This is a genomic window from Bradyrhizobium sp. CCBAU 11361, from assembly GCF_028128935.1.
In the GTDB taxonomy this organism is placed as follows: Bacteria; Pseudomonadota; Alphaproteobacteria; order Rhizobiales; family Xanthobacteraceae; genus Bradyrhizobium; species Bradyrhizobium niftali.
Genome location: NZ_LBJZ01000188.1, coordinates 104,269 through 127,248, shown reverse-complemented (window position 1 = coordinate 127,248; position 22,980 = coordinate 104,269). Strand labels below are relative to the sequence as shown.

Sequence of the window (22,980 nt, the reverse complement as noted above, 5' to 3'; positions counted from 1 at the left end):
CATGGGAAGCCGGGAAGAGCTAATTCAGGGCAGTATTCCGTTCTTGCGGGAGATCAAGGATATGACGCCCGGCGCCGAGATGGAGCGCTGGCTCAACGAGAAATATGGCGAGCAAAGCTCGCTCTACCAGGATCTGAGCCGGCTCATCAAAATCGGAGTTGAGGAGGGCTGGGCGGCGAACCAGGAGGTCGAGGGCCCGAATTACCGGCGCAGCCGTATCCTGGAGCCAACTCCCGAGACGTTCCAGTTCAGCATCACCGCCGTGTACATGAACAGCGCCGATCCGCGTCGCTTCAAGGACGAGGATGATAGCGACGTGCTCCGTGGCCAGTATCACGGCCACCCCTATGGCGAGCTCAACCTCGTCGTGCCCCTGAACAAAGGCGCGGAGTTGAAGGGATTGCAGGGTTGGCAAGGGCCAGGCTGGACGGCGCCCGACCCTGGCAGCCGGCACTATCCGGAGGTGAGAGGTGGCGCTGTCATCGCTCTGTTCTATCTGCCAGCCGGACGCATCTCGTACGATTTCAAGGCTCCGGCCTGACGGCCGAGCCATCGTTCGCTGCCGGTGTACGACAAGGATGGCCGCGGTGCCGAACACGCTCGTCTGGATCTGCCAACCGAAAGTCCATGGACGCTACGTGGATGTCTGGGACCAGTATCCGATTCCGCGCGATCCGAATTCTAGCCAGCCGGCCGTCCGAAAGCGGCCGGGGGCTATCGGTCAGAGCCGGGCCCATCGACCGGCGTTGTCGGGAAACGACGTACGCCTGTCCTGATCCAAAGGATGCTGTTTGTTGTCCCAAGCAGGATCGATTGCGACATATGGGGCAGAGCCATCCGCCAATCCGATTGGCGATAGGCTCCGCCCATTGCACTCTTCAGGACGAGCGCGGGCGGTAGTCATGGCGAGCGGAAGGGAGCGAGTGAGATGGACCCGGCATCGTCAATCCTCAGGCCAGTCACGAGCGAGCTCGTTCAACAATGATGGCCTGGCGTGTCCACGAGTTTGGGCCACCTGAGGTCATGAAATTGGAGCACGTCCCGCGGCCGGCACCCGGCCCTGGCGAAGTGCTGGTTAAGGTTGAAGCCGCAGGGGTCGGGCCGTGGGATGGATGGATCCGGGCCGGAAAGAGCGCTTTGCCGCAACCGCTCCCTCTCACGTCGGGCTCTGACCTTTCGGGTGAAGTCGTCGGCGTGGGCCCAGGCGTTTCCGATCTGCGCGTGGGAGATCAGGTTTATGGCGTTACGAATTCGAGGTTTGTCGGGGCCTACGCCGAATACGCTTTGGCTTCTGCCGGAATGGTCTCCAACAAGCCCGCTTCGCTGACCCACGTTGAAGCCGCTTCTGTTCCTGTCATTGCCGTCACCGCATGGCAGGCGCTGTTTGATCAGGCCCAGCTTAAGGGAGGCCAAAAGGTGGTCATCCACGGAGCGGCAGGGAACGTCGGGTCCTATGCGGTTCAATTGGCGCGGCGCGCGGGTCTCCAGACCATCGCGACCGCCGCAGCTCATGATATTCCATTGGTGCGCGGGCTGGGCGCAGATGCCGTGATCGACTATCGCGCTCAACGGTTTGAGGAGCAGGTTCGCGAGGCGGACGCCGTCATCGATCTGGTCGGCGGTGAAACGCAAAGCCGTTCGTTCGAGGTCCTCCGCCGCGGCGGCAAGCTGATCTCCGCGGTTTCCAACCCGAATCAGGATCTTGCAAAGCGCCACGGGGTTGAAGCGAGGTTCTTCCTCGTCAACATCACGAGCCGATATCTGATGCAGATCGCCCGTCTTGTTGATGATGGAAAGCTGCGAACAAAGGTAGGGGCTGTCCTGCCCCTCGCGGACGCGCGTGAAGCTCATTTGATGCTGGAGCGCGTACGGTCCCAGCCGAAAGGAAAAATCGTGCTCGCGGTTACTTCGAGTTGAACCACCAGGCGTTGGGCTCGCGAGCCATTGTGTGTCGCCTGCACTTCGGCCGCTCTTGAAAGGAAACATCAAATGACCACGCGAAATCTCGCCCGTGCTCCCCTCATTCCCGATTCCTTTCTCGCGAAAGAGGCGACAGATGTCCTACGTGAGAATTCAACCGATCTGCTGTTTAATCACTCGATCCGCGTCTATCTGTTCGCGGCTGAGCAGGGGCATCAGAGAAAGCTCCGCTTTGACCCTGAACTCCTTTACATCGCCGCAGCATTTCACGATCTCGGTCTCATCAAGAAGTTCTCGAGCCCGGACGAGCGCTTCGAAGTTGATGGCGCAAATGCCGCCCGTCAGTTCCTCAGCACCCACAATATCCCTGAAGATCAGGTGCAGACCGTCTGGGAGGCAATCGCGCTGCACACCACGCCCGGCATCCCGAAGTATATGGGCCCGGAAGTTGCGCTCCTCAATTCAGGTGTTCTTCTCGATGTGATCGGGGTGGGCTTCGAGCAGTTTCCCGCGGAAGTCCTTCAGGACATCATCGCCAGGTACCCGCGAACGAATTTCAAAAATGGCTTTATTCAGGAGTATTTCGCGGGCTTTGCGCACAAGCCCGCGACCACCTACGGCACGGTCAACTCTGCCGTCTGCGAGCGTTTTATCCCGGACTTCAAGAGCCCCAACGCGTGCGATCTGATTGCTGCATCTCCCTTGCCGGATTCTCCATGACGACGCTCAACATCAAAAAAGGGTACATGCCATGCCCCAGGAACTGACATCCGCCTACGGGCGAATTGCCGGCGTCCAGGCACCTGCCTTTCTTCGCTGGCTAGGTCTGAGCGCCTTTTCGATCGACACAAAGGGTTACGAGATCACCGGGCTGCTAACCAGAAGAGCACTGCGATCGGCCGCCGTCCCACTGCTAGCAACAGCGATCGTTCTGGCAGCCTCTCCCGCGATCGCCCAGGACCGGGAGCAAGTGAAGGTTGTCTTCGAGCACGCACTCCCGAACGTCGAAGGAAAGAGATTGGTTTCTGTCCTTGTGAGTTATCCGCCCGCGGCTAAATCGCTGCCTCATCACCACGCAGCGTCGGCATTTATCTACGCTTATGTGCTCTCGGGGGCCATCCGCAGCCAGGTCGATAATGACCCGCCAAAGGTCTACCATCAAGGCGAGGCGTTTTACGAGATGCCGGGTTCACATCACACGATTAGTGAGAACGCGAGCGAAACGGAGCCCGCCAGTTTACTCGCGGTTTTCGTCGTCGATGCCAAGCACGATGCCTTGACGACGCCAGACAAGGCGCCAGGGTCGCGATAATTGGTTTGTCCCAGATCGCACCAGACCCTTTGCAGTGTGCGGACGACATGCATAATGAGGCGCCAGACTGGAGAGGCAGTAAGGAGTGCCGGTACAAGCTGTCGCGATCGTCGTCTACGAGGGGGTCCAGGCTTTGGACGTGGCCGGGCCCCTCGATGTGTTCAGCGAGGCGAACACGTTTCTCGACAATTCCGATCGCTATGAAACAGTGTTAATCGCCGCTCACCGCAATCCGCTGCGGGCATCGAATGGCCTAAGGCTAATGGCGGACCTGACCTTCGAGGAGGCGACAGGCGGTTTCGACATCATATTGGTGGCGGGTGCGCCGACGCCACCGGAAGCGGAACCAGAGCCCTCCCTGGTCGAGTGGGTCAAGCAGTTGCCGTGGCGCTCAAGCGTGTATGGATCGATCTGCACCGGGGCCTTCGTGCTTGGCTATGCCGGTCTTCTCGACGATCGGCGTGTCACAACCCATTGGCAGGATGCGCAGTCGCTAGCCGCGAGATTTCCCAAGGCAAGAGTCGAACCTGACTTGATCTATGTGCGGGATGGACGGTTGATCACCGCCGCCGGTGTGACTGCCGGGATAGATCTGGGTTTGGCGCTCGTGTTGCAGCGGCACGGCCCGGAAACAGCGCTCAAGGTCGCCAAGCGGCTGGTCGTGGTGGCCCAGCGCCAGGGCGGACAGTCGCAGTTCAGTCCCTATCTGACGGCCCCCGCCGATCCGGAATCACCAATCGCACGCATCCAGGACCATGTCATGGCCAGAATCGGGGATCGTCACACGCTGGAGTCGCTTGCTGCTGTCGTCGGGATGAGTCCCCGGAATCTGGCGCGGCATTTTGTGCAGGTGACCGGTATCACACCGCACGAGTTCGTCGAGCGCGCACGTGTCGACGCGGCTCGCATGATGCTGGAAGGAAGCGACCGGCCGCTGAAGGCAGTCGCCTTCGATTGCGGCTTCGGGTCGGCGGACCGGATGAGAATCGTCTTCAGCACCCGCCTTGGCGTCACACCGGTGCAATATCGCGCGAGCTTCCGGCGGACAGAGACGGCATAGAGCGTGACCGCTCCGAGGAAGCCACTGCCGTTGCAAATGGTCTGACCGCTTGTTGGCAGCAAACAAGGTGCGGCTGTCCTGATCCATAGGATCGTGTGCGTTGCCCGCCGCGAGGCTCCTCCGCAAAATACGCACAACCAGGGCGCTCGGACTTACGCCGATGGATGTCGCCGCCGAATAGCGACAGCCACCCATCCTCGATCCGCAGCCATCACTTGGCGATTTACGCCACCCGATTCTGATCCAACGAAGGAGAGCATCAATGTCGGAGATCATTGCCGGTATCCGCGTGCCGGACAGCGCCATCACCCGCGCGGCGACCCAGCTCGTGCGCGACACCGAAGACGATTTGCTCTACAATCACAGCCGCCGCGTCTTCTTTTGGGGGGCGCTCACAGGCGCGCGCCGCGACTTGAAATACGACCCGGAACTGCTCTACCTGGGCGCCATGTTCCACGACATGGGGTTGACCGAGAAGTATTCGAGCCCCGACCTGCGCTTCGAGGTGGACGGGGCCAACACCGCACGCGACTTCATGAAGAGCTACGGCGTGCCGGAACGCGACGTCGAGGATGTCTGGACCGCCATCGCGCTGCACACGACGCCCGGCATCCCCGAGCACATGCGTCCCACCATCGCGCTGGTGACCGCCGGCGTGGAAATGGACGTGCTTGGTATCGCCTACCACGACTTCACGCACGAGCAGCGGGACCATGTCTGTGTCCATCATCCGCGGGAGGCCAACTTCAAGGAGAACATCATCGATCACTTCGCCAACGGCATCATCAAGAAGCCTCTTACGGCATTCGGAAACGTCAAAGCCGACGTACTGGCGCTGAAGGACATGGACTATGTGCGCGGAAACTTCTGCTCGATCATCCTCGGCTCGGCATGGCCGAACTGAAGGTCGTTGCTGCCAGCGCAGCAAGGTCGCGGATCGTAGCTCTCGGTTGGGGCACCACAGAATCGGACTGCGACTGCCGCTCGGCTGACCGCCGCCCGACCCAGCTTCGCGCGCGGAGAATAAAAGACGGCGGCCTCTGCCGCGGCCGATATTCGGGTTGAGCGTCATTTCCAACTGAGGGTGTCTTGCGGAAAGTGGCGACAGGCCCAGAAGGGGCCGTGCCGACCCCGCCGAACGATTTCGAGAGAGTTCAAGCAGCTTGAAACATCGGGAGGGAAGTTGCTGCCGTTGGGAAGGAGCCCGGTCGTCATGCAGCATGCCATCGGACCTCCTGCACGTGCCCTGAGCACCCCATATCCAATGTGGATATTGATGATGACTGAACTCACGGCCGATATGGAGACAATCAGCAAGTGCGTCCTGGCCTTCGCCGCGGCGGAACGTCAAGCCTTTCGCCGAACGCGTCGCTAACTTGATATCCTATGCAGGCAATTCACGTTCTCGAGGGTCTCATGTCTCAAGTCGATTGGTTGAGTCATCTCCTGCAAATCATAACCGTTACCGGCCAGCTCGAGGTCCGCTGCGCGTACGGCGCACCATGGCGTGTGAACTGGCCCAAGGCTGGGGCGAACGAAATCCCCTACCATGTCATAGTCAAGGGCCGGGCCATTTTCGAGGATCCCGACTCGCGAACGGTGCAGGAGCTTGGGAGCGGCGATGTCGTGCTGCTCCCTCACGGTTCGGCGCATGTTCTGCACGACGGCAGCGGCAAAAAACCAATCGGCACACACGAAAGCAGGGGCTCCGCAGGATGGATGTTGAGCGAGAACGATGGACCGGGCGAGCGATTGGATCTGTTGTGCGGGCGGTTTTTTGTGGTGCCGCCCCATGACCGGTTGGTCCGCAACTACCTGCCGGCAAATCTGGTGGTGCGGGCTATGAAAAGCGATCGAGGAGAGGACACCGCGTCGGCATCGAGTCAACTTTCCGGGCTGGTCGGCCTGATGCGGATGGAGTCTGCAGCCGACAGGGCTGGAGGACGCGCCATTCTCAACGCGTTGTCTTCGGTCTTATTTACGCTAGTCCTCCGCGCCGCGAGCGAAGCCGGAAAATCCTCCGACGGCTTGTTGGCCCTTGCTGGGCATCCGAGATTGGCATCGGCCATGGCCGCGATGTTCGCTGATCCGGCGAGGCAGTGGAAGCTTCCCGAGCTGGCCGAGTTATGCGGCATGTCACGCGCTACATTCATGCGCCACTTTCAGGACAGGTTAGGTCGCTCCGCCCTCGACCTGCTGACCGATCTTCGCATGAGTATGGCCGCGAACGAGCTCAAGAAGCCAAAGATCAGCACGGAAGCTGTGGCCGAGGCGGTTGGGTATCAATCGATATCGGCTTTTCGACGTGTCTTTGCTGAGAGGATGGGGATGACACCAGGGGAATGGCGCCATCTGGCGCACGCCGCCGAGCAGTCGACGAGCAGCGCCACAGCACCAGAATGATCCTTTCGAGCATCATTTTGAGTTAATTGAGGCTCGAAAATACCAGCGTCGGCGGTATTTGTGGCTCCGTAATCACTTGATGAGGGAGCCACCCGATGACCTACAACGCTACAACTGCTACCGCGACGGCGGCCGAAACTTCCCGTTCGCTCGCGCGGCCGCTGCCGACGAATCCCGTGATCGAAACCATACTGGCCCGCAGGGCTGCGAAATATTACGACGCCACGGCCGTGCTCAGCGACGATCAGATCCGTGAACTCGTGCGGATCGGTACATCGGCGCCGACGTCCTTCCATCTGCAGAACTGGCGCTTCATCGCCGTGCGCTCGCCCGAAGCAAAGGCGAGGCTGCGTCCGATCGCCTGGAATCAGCCCGCAATCACCGAAGCAGCCGTTACGTTCATCATCATCGGCCAGTTGGCCGATGCCAGCACTGTCCCTGACCGACTCGCGCCAGTCGTGGAAGCCGGAATCATGTCGGCACATCTAGTGCCGGAATGGGAGGGGCCTGCGCGCGGCCTGTACGACAATCAACCGCAGCGGCAGCGCGACGAGGCCGTACGCTCCGCGACCTTCGGCTCCGCGGCCATCATCTATGCAGCCCGCTCGCTTGGCCTGGGTTCGACTCCGATGATCGGTTTCGATGCGGAGACCGTCCACAGAGAGTTCGCTCTGGCCGAAGACGAGATCCCGGTCATGCTGCTGACGGTCGGGCCGGAGCGGCCTGGCAACTGGCCGCAGAAGCCGCGCCTGCCCGTGGCCGATGTGCTGCACTTCGCATAATCAACCCTGAAATCGATCATTTAGGAGAAGTATCATGGCCAGAGCTGCCGCTCTGAAGTCGGAAAACTTGCCGGCCGATTCAAAACCGACCCTCGATATGTTCACCAAGAACATCGGGTTCACTCCAAACATGATGGCGACCTTCGCGCAAAGCCCGATCGCGTTCAACGCATGGGCCACTCTGCTCGGCTCGTTGAGCAAGGCGCTCGATGTCAAGACACGCGACAGCATCGGCCTCGCGGTCTCCGAAGTGGACGGCTGCAACTACTGCCTGACGGTGCACAGCTTCACGGCGGAGCGTATGGCCAAGCTGCCGGCCGAGGACATTGTTCTCGCCCGAATGGGTCATGCCATTGACCCGAAGCGGGATGCCGCCGTCCAATTTGCACGCAAGGTCATCGAGAGCCGAGGCCATGTCACGGATGTCGATGTGCAAGCCGTCCGCAACGCCGGCTACACGGATGCGAACATCATGGAGATCGTCGCGCTTGTGGCAATGTACTCGCTGACGAACTTCTTCAACAACGTCTTCCATCCCGACCAGGACTTTCCCGCGGTGGCATCCGCCGGCTCGATCTGAGCAGCGAGAGTGAATCTGAAAACGACGCACAGAAAGGAAATTCAAGATGAAAGCGATCATCGTGACGGACCAGGCTGCCGGATTTGCCGGCATGAAGTTGGCGGAACGGCCCGAACCTCGACCTGCGATAAACGACGTTGTCGTGGAGGTTCGCGCATCGGGCTTCGTTCCGACGGAATTGGAGTGGCCATCGACGTGGACCGATCGTCGCGAACAAGACCGAACTCCATCGGTTCCTGGGCACGAATTTGCCGGCATAGTCACTGCTGTTGGCTACGGCACTACGGGACTGTCAGTGGGGCAGCGCGTATTCGGCCTTGCCGACTGGTATCGGGATGGCACGCTCGCTGAATCTATTGCGATTGAGGCGCGCAATCTCGCGCCATTGCCGGGTGATGTTGATTTCAAGGTGGGCGCGAGCCTTCCGATCTCTGGCTTAACCGCGTGGCAGGGGCTCTTTCAGCACGGCCGTCTTCAGGCAGGCCAGAGCGTGCTTGCGCATGGCGCGGCGGGCGCGGTTGGTTCCATGGTGGTTCAGCTCGCGCGAGAGGCCGGCGCCTATGTCATCGGAACAGGACGCGCGGCCGACAGGCAGAAAGCGCTCGACTTCGGCGCGAATGAATTCGTCGACCTGGAGAGCGATGCGCTCAAGGATGTCGGTGGTGTCGATCTCGCATTCGACGTCATCGGCGGCGACATCCAGAAGCAGTCTGCAGCCCTCGTCAGGGCAGGAGGGACGCTGGTGACTGTCGTCGGTCCTGCGGAGGCTAGGCCGCTGGACGGTTTGGCTATCGACTTCGTTGTGGAGGCGGATCGTGGTCAATTGATCGAGATCGTCCAGAGGGTGCGGGACGGGAGACTGCGGACAAACATCGGAAAGGTCTCCTCCCTCGACGATGCTGTCGCCACCTTCAACTCGCCCCAGCGACGCCAGGGCAAGACGATTATTCAGGTGCGATCGTGAGCGCTTAGTAGGACGAGGAGGGCCGCCCTCTCCAGCGTGTTATCGCTCCGCTTCTGGATCGTGGCGAGTGTCTTGGCACGATCCAGGCGAAGTATGCGATTGTGCGATAGTTAGCCCACCAGCTGGTCGCGTTCCTGTCGCACGATGGTGGCGACGGCACGTGGGCCATCGAACGACCGGACCAGCGCGCTCCTGATCTCTGACGGTATTTGAACATACGCCCGGCCAGGGCGGTAGCGGCGGTCTTGACCACGCAGGTAGCGCTGATCAGTCGATTGACTCCGATAGGTGACGAAATCGCCGAGAGTGCGAACGGCCCAAATTATTCTGTGAATTCAAGACCGAAAATTTGCGGCGGGTATGCCGTCGGCATTTGTCCGTCAGACTTGAAAATTTGCGCTGGCAAATCAACGACGAAAAGCCGTTTGAAATGATAGAGTGGGAGTAGTACGGCCGGCTGCGATCGCGCACTTTAGCGTGGTTTGGCGAGACTGATCTCACTTCCTCTCATATCAGAGCGCCGCCCCGAGTTGTGGACTCCACTTAACCCCTTTCAGTGCGTGAATCCCACAGGCTTCCGCGAGCAGCGTATTGTGGCGCGCTGCAGCGTGCAGAACGGCTCGAGCCCGCCCTGACCTTTTGGTGGAGCTGGTGCAAATTGGCCCATCTTCGAAAATCGAGATCCCCAGCAGGGCCGATTCCTAATTCTAGCTCAGTGCTGGAGAACGGAGGTCGGCATAGATGACGTGCCCCAATTCGGAAGACCTTCCCGAGCCAGACCTGGATCAAGACCAACATGGCGCCATTGCGCAGTTCGGTCCGAGTGGACAGCGGCTCTAAGCGTCCGTCGTCCCTTTCGGCCACTGCAAGACCATGCCTTTCATCGCAGTGCTACGGCACGACCAGATCAGCGCACCTTTCAAACTCTTGGCCCGCTATGCGAGGCGCCAATTTCGTCAAGGACGGCCTCCACGAGCTCAAGAGGTGTTTTTGTTCTGATGAACCGATCGCACGTTGCGGCTTCGCGCACCGATCGGTGTGGGGATTCTTCGCCGATTAATAGCTAAGCGGCCATTCGCAGCAGATCGAGGATGTCAGCTTCGCTCTTGAATGGCCGCGGATTGGCTTGGACGAAGCGGTGATTGATGGCTATCTTGCTGATCTGATCGAATTTGTCTTCACCGATCCCGACGTCAGCGAGGCGGCCGGGTAGTCCAAGTTTTTTGGTGAATTCTGCAAAGGCCTCTGCAGCTTCGATACCGGGGGCGCCAAGAGCCGTTGCCAACCGCTTCTGCGCATCCTCGGTGAATGGCTTGTTGTAGCGAAGAAGGCTCGGCATGATGACAGGTGTGCAGTAGTAGTGAGGAACGCCGAAGGTCCCCCCAAGCACATGGCCAATGCCGTGACTGGCTCCCATTGGGACCCGCGCCTGGAGGCCATAAGACGCGAGCCATGCGCCGTATTGAGATAGTCGACGCGCCTCCAGATCATCGGGTTGCTCCAACGTCCGGAGCATTCCCTCACGCAGGGTGCGGATGCCTGCCAGGACAACTTCGTCAGCCAGCGGGGTACCGGCCGGCGAGCACAAAGCTTCGATACCGTGGTCCATCGAGCGCGTTCCCGATCCCATCCATAGCTTCGCAGGCGTATGAAGGGTGAGGGCAGGATCGAGAATGATCGCCACTGGCATCATCCGGGGATGGAAGAAGATCTGCTTTAACTTATTGCGCTCATCGGTGACGAGCGCTGCCGCATTGTATTCGCCGCCATTCAGCGTGGACGGCACCGCGATCTGTCGGACTTTAGGCGCCCGGAACGGGGAGACGGTTACGCCCGGGCCCATAGGGAATGGATCGAAACCCGCTTCATCGCGGATGTCATGTTCCATCGCCATGATGACAATCTTGGCGAGGTCGATCGCAGAGCCTCCGCCGACAGCGACGACCAGATCAGCTCGAGCGTCGTTAGCTTGACGGGCAACCTTGGCAGCCTGCTTGCGCGTGGTGTGCTCCGCGATTCCATCGAACGTCGCGACATGCCGGCTCCCGAGCGTATGCCGAATCTTTTCGATCTCGTCGGTCTTCGTGTTGAGGGTTCGACTGACGATCAGGAAGACGCGCTTGGCGTCCAGTCGCACCGCTTCATCGTTCAAGGCGTCGGATGCAGCCTTGCCGTAAACCACACGATCGATTGCTGGAAAATTATGTATCCCTGCTTTGCGCATTTCTTTCTCCCTGTGAGTTATGAAGCACCGATCCTCAAGCGGCGACAGCGTCGCGAATCTGTCGGGACGCCGTTTCCAGAAAGGCCTGAGCGAGATCGGGATCGTTGACCACGCGTGAGAGTGTCAACGCCCCGACCATCGTCGAGAGAATGGCCATGGCTTTGCCCTTGGATTCCTCGTCGCTGGCCTCGGCGATCAGGCGGCTGAGGATCTCGATATGGGCTTTGATCCCACCTTCGAACGATGCTTTCACGTCGCTGCTCTGCCTGGCCACATCCGAGCCGAGCGCCACGATCGGGCAGCCGTCCGTCTTTTCGTCGCGATGGTCCGTGCTCAGGTAGAACGCCATCACGGCGCCAAGCGGATCGTCAGGTTGTGCCTCGATGGCGTCCGACCATCGGAGGGTCGCGCTCTCCAGCGCACGCGCCGACGCCTTCGCGGCCAAATCCTCCTTTGACGCGAACTGCTTGTAGAAGGCGCCTTGGGTCATGCCGGCGGCCGCCATCAGATCCTTAAGGCCGATCCCATCAAATCCGCGCGACCGAAACAGCCGGCTTGCGACATTGATGACGTTTTGCCGGTTTTCCTCGGCCTGAATGCGACTGACGCGCATCGTGGACCTCCACATTTAGATTGCAATCGACATCTATTATCAGATATAGAGTTCGAACGCAATCTATCTGGCATGAGGCGATGGCATGAAAAAACGACCCCTTATCGTGCTGGGAAGCATCCTGGTCGCAGGATGCACGGTGGCTTTGTTCTTCGCGCTTCGCCCGCCGGCAGCGTCGGCCGTGAGCGATCCGAGGCAGGAGCCACCGATCGTCAGGGTATCGGCCGCGGCGCGGGTCATCGGATCGGAGCGTGGCTTCACGGGCATCATAGGGGCGAGGGTGCAGAGCAGCCTCGGTTTTCGCGTTCCCGGCAAGATCGTGGAGCGGCTTGTCAATACCGGTGAGCAGGTCAAAGCCGGCCAGCCTCTGATGCGAATCGACGAAACCAACCTTCGTCTTGCGGTCACGGCGAAGCGCAACGCCGTTGCTGCCGCGCGCGCGTCTGTCGTTCAGACCGAAGCGGACGAACAGCGATACGCCCAGTTAGTGAGCAACGGCTGGGCTTCCCGACAGCGCTACGAGCAAGCGAAGGCCGCACTGGATACGGCCGAGGCGCAGCTTGCGAGCGCTGAAGCCGATGCGCGGGTTGCCGAGAACGAGGCGACGTACTCGGTCCTGGTCGCGGACGCGGACGGAACGGTGGTCGAAACACTTGGCGAGCCCGGGCAGGTCGTCTCGGCCGGCCAGACGGTCGTTCGGATTGCAAAGGCCGGTCCTCGCGAAGCGGTGGTCGCGCTTCCCGAAACGATCCGGCCGGCGATCGACTCCGTGGCCGAGGCCAGCGTATACGGCGCAGCCGAAGGACGGCGTTATACGGCGCACCTGCGGCAATTGTCGGATGCCGCCGATGCCCAGACCCGCACCTATGAGGCCCGTTATGTCCTCGACGGTGAGGCCGCGGCCGCACCACTTGGCGCGACGGTCACCATTCGGCTGGCCAGCCAGACCGGCGAGCCGGAAGTCCAGGTGCCGCTCGGAGCTGTGCTCGATGATGGCCGCAAGACCGGAGTTTGGATCCTGGACGCCGCCACCTCAACCGTAAGCTTTCGGCCGATCAAACTTGTTCGGGTGACCGACGAAACCGCCGTGATCTCCGGCTTGAGCTCTGGTGATGCGATTGTTTCGCTCGGCGCTCACCTCCTGCAGGAGGGCGCTCGCGTCAGGACCGCTGCTGAAAGCCGGAGCAACTGAAGAGTCTCATCCTTCCGCGCCAGCCGTTGGAGAAGCACATGTACAGCTACATCGTCGAGCAGGAAATCCGAAAGACCTTCGACCATGTCAACAACCATCGCTGGGATGAAGCGGTGAAGGCGGTCGCGTCGCACATTCATCACCGTGTTTCCGGCAACCACGCGCTTGGTGGGGAGCGCCACGACAAAGCGGCCCTGCGCCGCTGGTTCGAGCGGCTCGGACGCGTCCTGCCCACTCTCCATATCACGGTCAACAACGTCTGGGTGAAGGGCTGGCCCTGGAACACCACCGTGTTTGTCGAGTGGGACGGCACGGCAAAGCTGCTCGACGGCGACGGCTCGTACGTCAACCGCGGTCTCCACGTGTTCACGCTGCGGTGGGGCAAAGTCCATGCACTCGAGGAATTTCAGGATTCGCAGGAAGCGGCCCGTGGGCTTGCCGCCCAAGCGGCAGCTGGCCTCAAGGAAGCTGCCGCCCAACCAATTGTAAGTTAGCAGATGAACCTCAATCTTTCCGCGATCGCCGTTCGCGAACGGGCCGTCACCCTGTTCTTCATCCTCCTGCTGGCTGCCGCAGGTGCCTACGCCTTTCTCATGCTCGGACGAGCTGAGGATCCCTCTTTCACCATCAAGACCCTGACGGTCACGACGGTATGGCCGGGCTCAACGGCGCGCGAGATGCAGGATCTCGTCGCCGAACCGTTGGAGAAGCGGATTCAGGAACTGACCTGGTATGACCGGGTGGAGACGACCACGCGGTCGGGTTACGCGTATTTGACGGTTACGCTGAAGGACAGCACACCCCCATCTGCCGTGCAGGAGGAGTTCTACCAGGCCCGCAAGAAACTCGGGGACGAAGCGCGCAACCTGCCGCCCGGCGTGCTCGGGCCTTTCGTCAACGACGAGTATTCGGACGTGAGCTTCGCCCTTTATGCGCTGAAGGCGAAGGGCATGCCGATGCGGGAACTTGCGCGGCAAGCCGAGATCATTCGTCAGGACCTCCTGCACGTGCCCGGCGTCAAGAAGATCAACATCCTCGGCGAACGTCCCGAACGCATATTCATCGAGTTTTCCTATGCCAAGCTCGCAACCCTCGGCGTGTCGGCACAGGATATCTTTGCCGCCTTGCAGCGGCAGAACACCGTCACACCGGCTGGCTCGATCGACACTCAGGGGCCGCAGGTGTTTATCCGGATCGACGGCGCCTATGACAGTGTCCAGGCGATCGGCGACACGCCGATTGTCGCTTCGGGACGGACGCTGAAGCTCTCCGATATCGCGGGTGTCCGCCGCGGCTATGAGGATCCTCCCACCTACCTCATCCGACATCAGGGTGAGCCCACGATCGAGCTCGCGGCGGTGATGCAGGAGGGCTGGGACGGGCTCGCACTCGGCAGGGCGCTGAAGGACAAGGCGGCGTCCATCGCAAAGACGCTGCCGCTCGGGATGACACTCGACAAGGTGTCCGACCAAGCCGTCAACATCACCTCGGCCGTCGACGAATTCATGATGAAATTCGCGATGGCGCTCGGCGTGGTGCTGCTGGTCAGCCTGCTCAGCCTCGGCTGGCGAGTCGGCATCGTTGTAGCGGCTGCGGTCCCCCTCACGCTTGCGGTCGTGTTCCTCATCATGCTGGAAACCGGGCGGTTCTTCGATCGCATCACGCTCGGTGCGCTCATCCTGGCGCTTGGTCTGCTCGTGGATGACGCCATCATCGCCATCGAGGTGATGGTGGTGAAAATGGAAGAGGGCATGGACCGCATCGCAGCGGCCGCCTACGCGTGGAGCCACACGGCGGCGCCCATGCTGTCCGGAACACTGGTGACGATCGCCGGATTCCTTCCAGTGGGCTTCGCGCGCTCGACCGCGGGCGAGTATGCCGGCAATATTTTCTGGGTCGTGGGCTTTGCGCTGATCGTCTCCTGGATCATCGCGGTGATCTTTACACCCTATCTTGGCGTCAAGATGCTGCCGGCGATCAAACCGATCGAAGGCGGTCACGAGGCGATCTACGGCACGCCGAATTACCGGCGCCTGCGAGCGCTCATCACCTTTGCCGTGCGCCACAAATTCGTAACCTGCGGTATCGTTGCCGTCGCTTTCGCGCTCTCCGGCGTCGGCATGGGCGCGGTCAAACAGCAGTTCTTCCCGACGTCCGACCGTCCCGAAGTGCTGGTGGAGGTCCGCCTGCCGGAAGGCACCAGCATCGAGACGACGGCCGCCACAGTCGAGAAGCTCGAACGCTGGCTGGGCGAGCAACCGGAAGCCAAGATCGTCACGAGCTATATCGGGCAGGGGGCTCCACGCTTCTTCTTCGCGATGGCGCCGGAGTTGCCCAATCCGGCCTTCGCCAAGATCGTCGTACTTACGCCCGACGCGGAGGCGCGCGAGGATTTGAAGCACCGGCTCAGACTGGCCGTGTCGGAGGGGCTCGCACCCGAAGCGCATTTGCGCGTCACGCAGCTCGTGTTCGGACCCTACACGCCGTTCCCAGTCGAATTCCGGGTGACGGGGCCTGATCCCGCGCAATTGTACGCCATCTCCGATAAAGCACTCGACATCATGCGGAGCGTTCCTGACGCGCGGCAAGCGAACCGCGATTGGGGCAATCGCACACCCGTGCTTCGCTTCATCCCGGATCAGGATCGACTGAATCTCATCGGCCTCTCGCCAGCCGAGGTGGGCCGCCAGCTGCAGCTCCTCCTGACCGGTGTCGCCGTGACGCAGGTTCGGGAAGACATCCGCAACGTCTCTATCGTAGCCCGCAGCGCGGGCGGCGAGCGGATGGATCCGACGCGTCTGACCGATTTCTCGCTAATGAGCCGGGACGGCCGCGCGATTCCGCTCGATCAGATCGGCCATTCGGGGGTGCGTCTGGAAGAGCCCATCCTGAAGCGCCGCGACCGCATCCCGGCCGTCACGATCCGCTCGGACATCAACGAGGCGACCCAGCCGCCAGAGGTATCAAAGCAGATCATGACGGCCCTTCAGCCGCTGATCGCGTCCCTTCCAGCCGGCTATCGCATCGAGTTTGGTGGATCGATCGAGGAAGCGACCAAGGCCAACGACGCCTTGGGGAAGGTCTTTCCGGCCATGATCGCCGCCATGCTGATCGTCATCATGCTCCAGGTGCGGTCGTTCTCGACCATGGCCATGGTCATGCTGACGGCACCGCTTGGCCTTGTCGGCGTCGTTCCGATGTTGCTCGCCTTCAATCAGCCGTTCGGGTTCAACGCCATTCTCGGCCTGATAGGACTGGCGGGCATCCTGATGCGCAATACCCTGATCCTGACCGAACAGATCAAGGAGAACCGTGCTGCCGGCCTCGATGACTATCACGCCGTCATCGAAGCCACCGTGCAACGCACAAGGCCGGTGATCCTGACCGCACTTGCCGCCGTGCTGGCCTTCATTCCGCTCACGCATTCGGTGTTCTGGGGATCGATGGCCTATACGCTGATCGGCGGCACGGCGGTCGGAACGGTGCTGATCCTGCTGTTCCTTCCTGCGCTCTATGTCGCCTGGTTTCGGATCAAGCCGGCCTCGGACGAACTCCATCGGGATTCTGCGAACGAATCGGAATTGCGAGCAGCAATGGCTGCCGAGTAGGGCTCTCTTGGGAGAGGAAGCGCTTGAAGTTCTCGCCCGCTCGGTACGCTCGACGATGCGCGAACCGGCTGCATGATCTTGCCGTTTGAACCTCGGCGTCCAGAATCCTCTCAACGGCTCATCGCAAGCATCTTCCTGAGTGCGGCGATACGCCGCCCCTCGCTCGAGACTGAGTGGGCCGTTAGTTCAAAAATAGAATGAAGTGAACGGCCATTCCTAACGCACAAGGGTGCCTACGGCCCCCGCGCGAGATCGTCTTCGAGATCCACATTTGTGCGGCTTCTCGACGGCGTCACTTGTCGCGCAGCGGAGCATTCCACTCGGTCACGGTCCCATATGATTATCTAACTGCTTGACGAGTTCAAAAAAAGAACTGTAGGCTGCATCGAGAAGATGGCCGAGCTCAACGGCCGCGAAGTGCCGGATTACGGCTCGACCGGTTCAGCGCGCGATGCGTCTTCGCAATCAAGCGCGACGTGCGGCCGCCGGCAACAAAACAAAGCCACGCACCCGAACGGGTGCACGTTTGGGAGGACGAGCAATGTTGGTGAGATGGAAGTTCGTTGCGGCTCTCGCTCTATCTTTGAGCGGTCCGGCACTCGCCGCCGAGGAGCCGGGAATCTCTGCCACCGAGATCAAGATCGGCGGGGTCTTTCCCTTCAGCGGACCGGCATCATCCATCGGCCTCGTGGGCAAGGGACTCATGGCCTACATTCAGGCCTTGAATGACCGCGGCGGCGTCAACGGACGCAAGATCAACTACATCGCCTATGACGACGGATATAGTCCTCCCAAAGCGGTGGAGCACGTCCGCAAGCTCGTTGAAAGCGACGAAGTGTCGTTCATGTTCGGCCAGCTCGGCACTCCCGGCATTTCAGCCACTGCAAGATACCTGAAGGCCAAGGGGGTGCCGAGCGTCGCCATCGTCAGTGGCTCGTCCAAGTTCACGGACGTCGCCAATTACCCGCTGATCACCACGGGTCTTGTCAGCTACGACACCGAAGGAAAGATCTACGCCAAATACCTGATAAAGACACTGCCGAACGCCAAATATGCCATCCTCTATCAGAACGACGATCTCGGCAAAGATTACGTCGGGGCCTTCAAGGCATTTCTCGGCAAGGATTTCGATCGCAAGGTCGTCAGCGCGTCCTATGAGGTTACCGAACCGACGATCGATTCGCAGATCACCAATCTGAAGAGCTCGGGTGCGGAGGCCCTGGTGATCGCCGGGACGCCGAAGTTCGCAGCCCAGGCCATCCGGCAAGCCTCGGTGATCGGCTGGAAGGCGACCGTGATCATCAATTTTCCCTCCGCCTCGGTCGGAGGCACGCTTGCGCCGGCCGGCCTCGACAAATCGGTCGGCGTGATGGTCGGGACGATCAACAAGGACATCCTGGACGAGACCTGGAAAGGCGACCCGGGCATGCAGGCCTACCGGGCATTTTTCGACAAATATCTGCTGGGCGCCGACATCACCAACGGCAGCTATCTGACCGGCTATCAGCAAGGATTCCTGCTCGAGCAGATCCTCAGGCAATGCGGCGATGATCTGTCGCGGAAGAATATCCTGGCGCAGGCGAAGAACCTGAAAAATGTCGTCGTTCCGACTGCACTGCCCGGGATCAAGGTCAACACCAGCGAGACCGAGAACATGATCTGGACGCAGATGCGGCTGCAGCGCTGGACCGGCACGACGTGGCAAGCCTTCGGAGAAGTCCTGGATGCCAGGTCCGAGTGAGCTGGCGTAGCCCGCTCGCCCTATCCACCCGCGGTAATTCAGGAGATCGCTTTCGATGTCGACGAAGCCACTGACATTTGCGCCAAGGGAGCTCTCCATCGAGCGTCGGGCCGACGGCACGCTCATATTGAGGTCGCCGCTTGATTTGGGGCCATGCGACTGGCGCGTCACCGACTTTCTCCCGCGTTGGGCAAACGCGGCTCCAGAGCGAATATTCCTCGCACAACGCAATGCCAGGGGGGGATGGGACGAGATCACCTATAGCGAGGCATGGTCGCAGGTCCAGGCGGTCGGCCAGAGCCTGATCGATAAGGGCGCAAAGCCGGCTGACAGGCTGGCCGTGCTTTCTGGGAACTCCATCGAGAACGCGGTGATTTCCTTTGCGGCGATGTCGATAGGGGTCATTCTGGCGCCAATATCGCCGAACTATACGCTGATGCCCGGCGGTCTTGCGCGCCTCAAGGACATCGCGCAGGTGCTGCGGCCCAACTTCGTTTTCGTTCAGAGTGGACGCGACTTTTCCGCGGCTCGGTCCATTCCCGAATTGGCAGACGCTGCCTGGATCAGTGTCGATGGTGCGCCGGACACGACGCCCTTCCGTGTCCTGACGGATCGAACCGAGTGGGAAGGATTCGCGCGAGCTTCGGGTGCGGTACCCAGCGACGCCGTTGCGAAAATTCTTTTCACCTCCGGCTCGACCGGTCTGCCGAAAGGAGTGCTGAATACGCACCGCATGATGGCGAGCTCCCTGCAAATGGGAAGCCTGCTCGTGTCGCCTCCGGAGGCGCCGGTTCAGGTCGAGTGGCTGCCGTGGCACCATACGATGGGCAGCAACGTCATTCTTCACGGCATTCTCAAGAACGGCGGGACGCTTTACATCGATGATGGCCGGCCGCTGCCTCAGCTCTTTCACAAATCGGTGGCGAACCTCAAGGAGATCTCGCCGACGGCGATGTTCAACGTTCCCGCCGGTTACAACCTCTTGTGTGACGCCATCGAGAATGACGCTGCCCTCGGCGCGAGCATCTTCAAACGAATGGACAGATTGAGCTACGCGGGAGCTGCAATTTCGCAGGGCACGCTTGAAAAGCTCTATCGGCTGACATCATCGATCACGGGCCGGCGGATTCCAGTGATGTCGGGCTATGGGACGACCGAAACCGCGCCGACAATCAGCACGACCCACTGGGCAACGGATCGGCCCGGGGAGATTGGTCTGCCCGCGCCGGGTGTGCAACTGAAACTGGTCCCCGTTTCGGATACATACGAGGCCCGGGTCAAGGGTCCCAACGTCACCCCCGGTTACCTCGGAAGGCCAGATTTGACGGAGAAGGCCTTCGACGAGGAGGGGTTCTATCGCATCGGCGATACCGTGTCGTTTCTTGATCCCGAGAAGCCGGAGCTCGGTCTTCGTTTCACGGGCAGAATTTCCGAGAACTTCAAGCTCGCGAACGGCACCTGGGTTGCGATCGGTAATATGCGTGCCGCCATCCTGGCCGCAACGCGCGGCGTCTTGCTCGACATTGTCGTTGCCGGAGAAAACCGTGAAGCCTGCGCGCTGCTGTGCTGGCTGAACCCGACCGAGGCGGCGCGGATTTCGAACGCGCCCACTGCGGATTTGACCTGCGAGCCCCGAGTGATCGAATTCCTGAGACATCGTTTGCAGGAGTACAATGAGACCGTTGGAAGCAGCGAGAAAATCTGCTCGTTCACCCTGCTGAAGGATCCGCCCTCATTGGCCGCGGGAGAAATCACCGACAAGGCCTATGTCAATCAACGTGCTGTGCTCAAGCATCGGGCTGAACAAGCGGAGCGTCTCCACTGCAACGAACCCGACGCAGCTGTGATTCGAGTCTGAGGATGCGTTCGGTGGGTGATGCCGTGGCCAGCTCAGGCGGCGCTACGGCGCGCCTTTGCCTTCGGCTTGTCAGGTACCTCTACCACCAGGGGGCTTTGGGCGCCTGGGCCCGGGTGGGTATGAACCTCCTTGGCCAGGAGCGGCTCGCCGCATTCTGAGCACACCATGACGGGGTCGAAGTTCTTTCCGCACTTGCGATGCTGGTGCAGCAGCGGCCGGCCGCGCTCGTCGACCATGTGGGTGTCGCCCCAATGCACGAGCGCCATCATGATGGGATAGAGATCGAGGCCCTTTTGGGTCAGGATATATTCGTGACGCTTGGGCGCTTCCTGGTAGGGAATGCGGCGCAGGATGCCCTGCCGGACCAGCTTCTTCAGCCGTTCAGCAAGCAGATGGCGTGTAATTCCGAGCGCCGACTGAAATCCTTCGAAGCGCCGAGTGCGCAGAAAGCATTCGCGCAGGATGAGAAGGGTCCACCGATCGCCGATCACGCCGATGGTTCGGGCCATCGAACACGGCTCTTCCTCGAGTTCCTTCCACTTCATCCGTACTCTCCAGTCATACCGGTATGGCCGTCTCGAATCGTGACGGAGGCCGGTGCATTCCGTTGCATTCTAGATAGGTACTGAATTCCAAACAATACCCGGCCAGATAGGCCAAACTAGCACAAATCCGGCCAGATTTGACAGTTCAATTTTAGAACTGTATGGATGGAGCCAGCCAAAGCATGCGATTGGATCGCCGGTCCCAGGCCATCCAATGAGCTCTCCGGGAGAAGGCGGTCATGACCCTGAAGGTTGAATTCCAGTTCGATTTCGGTAGCCCGAACGCTTATCTAGCGGAAGTCGCCATTCCCGGGATCGAACGCCGGACCGGCGTGAAATTCGAGTACGTCCCGGTCCTGCTTGGCGGTATCTACAAGGCGACTGGCAACATGTCGCCGTTCGATTCGCTTCGCGGAATCAAGAACAAGCCGGAATACCAGGCGCTCGAGACCCAGCGGTTTATTCGCCGCCACAACATCACGAAATTTCGCCAGAATTCGTTCTTTCCGGTCAATACGCTGATGCTGATGCGCGGCGCCGTGGCGGCCCAGTTCGAAGGCGTGTTCGAGCCCTATTTCCGCGCCGCTTATCATCACATGTGGGAAGAGCCCAAGAAAATGGACGATCCCGAAGTCTTCCGGAGCGCGTTTGCCGCCTCCGGGATCGACATCGACAGGCTGGTGGCGCGCGCGCAGCAGGATGATGTCAAGAAGAAGCTGATCGATCTGACCAATGACGCGGTCAGCCGCGGCGCATTCGGTTCACCGACGTTCTTCGTCGGCAAGGAGATGTTCTTCGGCAAGGATCAGCTCCGTGACGTCGAGGATTCGATCGTCGAACAGACCCGGCAACCCGTTCCGAAAACCGCCTAGGTACGCACTTGCGGTCCGGGCGTGTCGTGACGAGGGCATGCGCGCGGATGTAAATCTGTCTGCAGCCCGTTTGGCAGAAAAAAATCCAGGGAGAGTGCAATGGCTGGCCCGCTTGACGGCGTTCGTGTCCTCGATCTGACCGGCGTGGTGTCGGGCCCGTTTGCGACCATGTTTCTGGCGGATCAGGGCGCCGACGTGCTCAAAATCGAGCCGATTGGTGGCGATATCACCCGCCGCAGCCGCGCCACCATCGACAAGGATGGCGAGTTCTCCGCGCTGTTCATCTCGTCAAACCGAGGCAAGCGTTCGCTCTCGATCGACGTCAAGAGCGACGCTGGGCGCGAGGTGCTGGCCAAGCTGGTCGCGCAAGCCGACGTCCTGGTGCAGAACTTCCGGCCCGGCACCATGGAGCGCCTCGGTCTCGGCGTCGAAGAGCTGCGCCGGCGCCTTCCGCGCCTGATCTACGTCTCGATCAGCGGGGTCGGCGAGACCGGACCCTATGTCAAGAAGCGGGTCTATGATCCGATCATTCAAGGCCTGTCGGGCTTTGCCGATATCCAGTCGCAGCCGATCACCAATCGCCCGCAGATGATCCGCACCATCGTATGCGACAAGACGACCGCGGTGTTCACCGCGCAGGCCGTGGCGGCGGCGCTCTATGCGCGCGAGAAAACCGGGCAGGGGGACCACATCCAGGTCGCGATGCTGGATGCGATGATTTCCTATCTCTGGCCGGAAGGCATGATGCAGTACACGGTGGTCGGAGCCGAGGCCGCCGCCGCCGATCCCAACGACCGGCCGGATCTCGTGTTCAAGACCAGCGACGGCTACATCACGGCCGGCACCATTTCGGATTCCGAATGGCAGGGGTTTTGCCGAGCCTCCGGCGATCCTGAGCTTGCCGGGGATCCTCGGTTTGCGACCCCGTCGGCGCGTTCGGTCAACGCTACGGCGCGCATCAACAAGATGGCGGAGTATATTGGCCAGCACACCACTGCCGAATGGCTGGAGCGCCTGGACGCCGCGGATGTGCCTTGCGCGCCAATCCTGCGGCGGGGCGAAATCATTCACAACGAGCAGGTGGTGGCGCGCGGCATCATCGCGGAATTCGATCAGCCGAAGGTCGGCCGGGTGCGGCAGCCCAAGCCCGCAGCCCGCTTTGAGGTCAACCAGGCTGCGATCGGTGGACCGGCCCCTCGCGTCGGCGAGCACTCGCGCGAGGTGCTGCGCGAGCTGGGGTACGATGATGGCGCCATCGACAACATGGTCGCCGCGCGCACATTGCGCGTGGCTGTGTAGAGCCGGA

The 22,980-nt window shown here is 60.9% G+C and carries 20 protein-coding genes; 17 read left to right on the top strand and 3 right to left on the bottom strand.

Annotated features, from left to right (window positions below):
• Position 1 precedes the first annotated feature (1 nt).
• The 10 genes from XI08_RS28940 to XI08_RS28895 all read left to right on the top strand — a co-directional run bounded on the left by XI08_RS28940 (position 2) and on the right by XI08_RS28895 (position 9,021).
• Positions 2–541, top strand: coding sequence for a 4-hydroxylaminobenzoate lyase (locus XI08_RS28940; protein WP_271576996.1), 540 nt, complete (start codon positions 2–4; stop codon positions 539–541).
• 440 nt (positions 542–981) lie between these two features.
• The gene (locus XI08_RS28935; protein WP_271576995.1) at positions 982–1,917 is read left to right on the top strand and encodes an NADP-dependent oxidoreductase; all 936 of its coding nucleotides are present in this window, start codon (positions 982–984) and stop codon (positions 1,915–1,917) included.
• 72 nt (positions 1,918–1,989) lie between these two features.
• A complete protein-coding gene (locus XI08_RS28930) occupies positions 1,990–2,640 on the top strand; it encodes an HD domain-containing protein (RefSeq protein WP_271576994.1) in 651 nt (216 codons plus the stop codon).
• Between the two features lie 31 nt (positions 2,641–2,671).
• Positions 2,672–3,232, top strand: a complete 561-nt coding sequence (locus tag XI08_RS28925) for a cupin domain-containing protein (protein ID WP_442869870.1) — start codon at positions 2,672–2,674, stop codon at positions 3,230–3,232.
• An 85-nt stretch (positions 3,233–3,317) separates the two neighbouring features.
• Positions 3,318–4,292: a GlxA family transcriptional regulator gene (locus tag XI08_RS28920; RefSeq protein WP_271576993.1), complete on the top strand. Its 975-nt coding sequence runs from the start codon at positions 3,318–3,320 to the stop codon at positions 4,290–4,292.
• Positions 4,293–4,554: 262 nt separating this feature from the next.
• Complete coding sequence (locus XI08_RS28915; protein WP_271576992.1) at positions 4,555–5,196, top strand: HD domain-containing protein; 642 nt, start codon at positions 4,555–4,557, stop codon at positions 5,194–5,196.
• 512 nt (positions 5,197–5,708) lie between these two features.
• A complete protein-coding gene (locus XI08_RS28910) occupies positions 5,709–6,695 on the top strand; it encodes an AraC family transcriptional regulator (protein ID WP_271576991.1) in 987 nt (328 codons plus the stop codon).
• A gap of 95 nt (positions 6,696–6,790) precedes the next feature.
• Complete coding sequence (locus XI08_RS28905; RefSeq protein ID WP_271576990.1) at positions 6,791–7,477, top strand: nitroreductase family protein; 687 nt, start codon at positions 6,791–6,793, stop codon at positions 7,475–7,477.
• A gap of 34 nt (positions 7,478–7,511) precedes the next feature.
• Positions 7,512–8,057 (top strand): carboxymuconolactone decarboxylase family protein, encoded by a 546-nt coding sequence (locus XI08_RS28900; RefSeq protein WP_271576989.1) that lies wholly within the window; start codon positions 7,512–7,514, stop codon positions 8,055–8,057.
• Positions 8,058–8,103: 46 nt separating this feature from the next.
• A complete protein-coding gene (locus XI08_RS28895) occupies positions 8,104–9,021 on the top strand; it encodes an NADP-dependent oxidoreductase (RefSeq protein WP_271576988.1) in 918 nt (305 codons plus the stop codon).
• A 1,063-nt stretch (positions 9,022–10,084) separates the two neighbouring features.
• Here XI08_RS28895 and XI08_RS28890 read toward each other — a convergent pair.
• Both XI08_RS28890 and XI08_RS28885 read right to left on the bottom strand, forming a co-directional pair.
• Entirely contained in the window at positions 10,085–11,245 is a 1,161-nt protein-coding gene (locus tag XI08_RS28890; protein WP_271576987.1) for an iron-containing alcohol dehydrogenase, read from the bottom strand.
• 34 nt (positions 11,246–11,279) lie between these two features.
• Positions 11,280–11,858: a TetR/AcrR family transcriptional regulator gene (locus tag XI08_RS28885; protein ID WP_271576986.1), complete on the bottom strand. Its 579-nt coding sequence runs from the start codon at positions 11,856–11,858 to the stop codon at positions 11,280–11,282.
• Positions 11,859–11,943: 85 nt separating this feature from the next.
• Here XI08_RS28885 and XI08_RS28880 point away from each other — a divergent pair, with 85 nt between their 5' ends.
• From XI08_RS28880 to XI08_RS28860, 5 genes are all read left to right on the top strand, one after another.
• On the top strand, positions 11,944–13,050 hold the full coding sequence (locus XI08_RS28880) for an efflux RND transporter periplasmic adaptor subunit (protein WP_271576985.1): 1,107 nt from the start codon (positions 11,944–11,946) through the stop codon (positions 13,048–13,050).
• Between the two features lie 38 nt (positions 13,051–13,088).
• A complete protein-coding gene (locus XI08_RS28875; RefSeq protein WP_271576984.1) occupies positions 13,089–13,544 on the top strand; it encodes a nuclear transport factor 2 family protein in 456 nt (151 codons plus the stop codon).
• Positions 13,545–13,547: 3 nt separating this feature from the next.
• The gene (locus XI08_RS28870; protein WP_271576983.1) at positions 13,548–16,658 is read left to right on the top strand and encodes an efflux RND transporter permease subunit; all 3,111 of its coding nucleotides are present in this window, start codon (positions 13,548–13,550) and stop codon (positions 16,656–16,658) included.
• 541 nt (positions 16,659–17,199) lie between these two features.
• On the top strand, positions 17,200–18,399 hold the full coding sequence (locus XI08_RS28865) for an ABC transporter substrate-binding protein (RefSeq protein WP_271576982.1): 1,200 nt from the start codon (positions 17,200–17,202) through the stop codon (positions 18,397–18,399).
• Between the two features lie 55 nt (positions 18,400–18,454).
• Positions 18,455–20,257 (top strand): AMP-binding protein, encoded by a 1,803-nt coding sequence (locus XI08_RS28860; RefSeq protein WP_271576981.1) that lies wholly within the window; start codon positions 18,455–18,457, stop codon positions 20,255–20,257.
• A 32-nt stretch (positions 20,258–20,289) separates the two neighbouring features.
• Here the strand turns inward: XI08_RS28860 and XI08_RS28855 are convergent, their stop codons facing one another.
• Positions 20,290–20,802 carry a winged helix-turn-helix transcriptional regulator gene (locus tag XI08_RS28855; RefSeq protein WP_271576980.1) on the bottom strand — a complete coding sequence of 171 codons (513 nt, stop codon included), beginning with the start codon at positions 20,800–20,802 and terminating at the stop codon, positions 20,290–20,292.
• Positions 20,803–21,041: 239 nt separating this feature from the next.
• Here XI08_RS28855 and XI08_RS28850 point away from each other — a divergent pair, with 239 nt between their 5' ends.
• Together XI08_RS28850 and XI08_RS28845 are read left to right on the top strand one after the other, a co-directional pair.
• Entirely contained in the window at positions 21,042–21,674 is a 633-nt protein-coding gene (locus tag XI08_RS28850; RefSeq protein ID WP_271576979.1) for a 2-hydroxychromene-2-carboxylate isomerase, read from the top strand.
• A 99-nt stretch (positions 21,675–21,773) separates the two neighbouring features.
• Complete coding sequence (locus XI08_RS28845; protein WP_271576978.1) at positions 21,774–22,973, top strand: CaiB/BaiF CoA transferase family protein; 1,200 nt, start codon at positions 21,774–21,776, stop codon at positions 22,971–22,973.
• Positions 22,974–22,980: the final 7 nt, after the last annotated feature.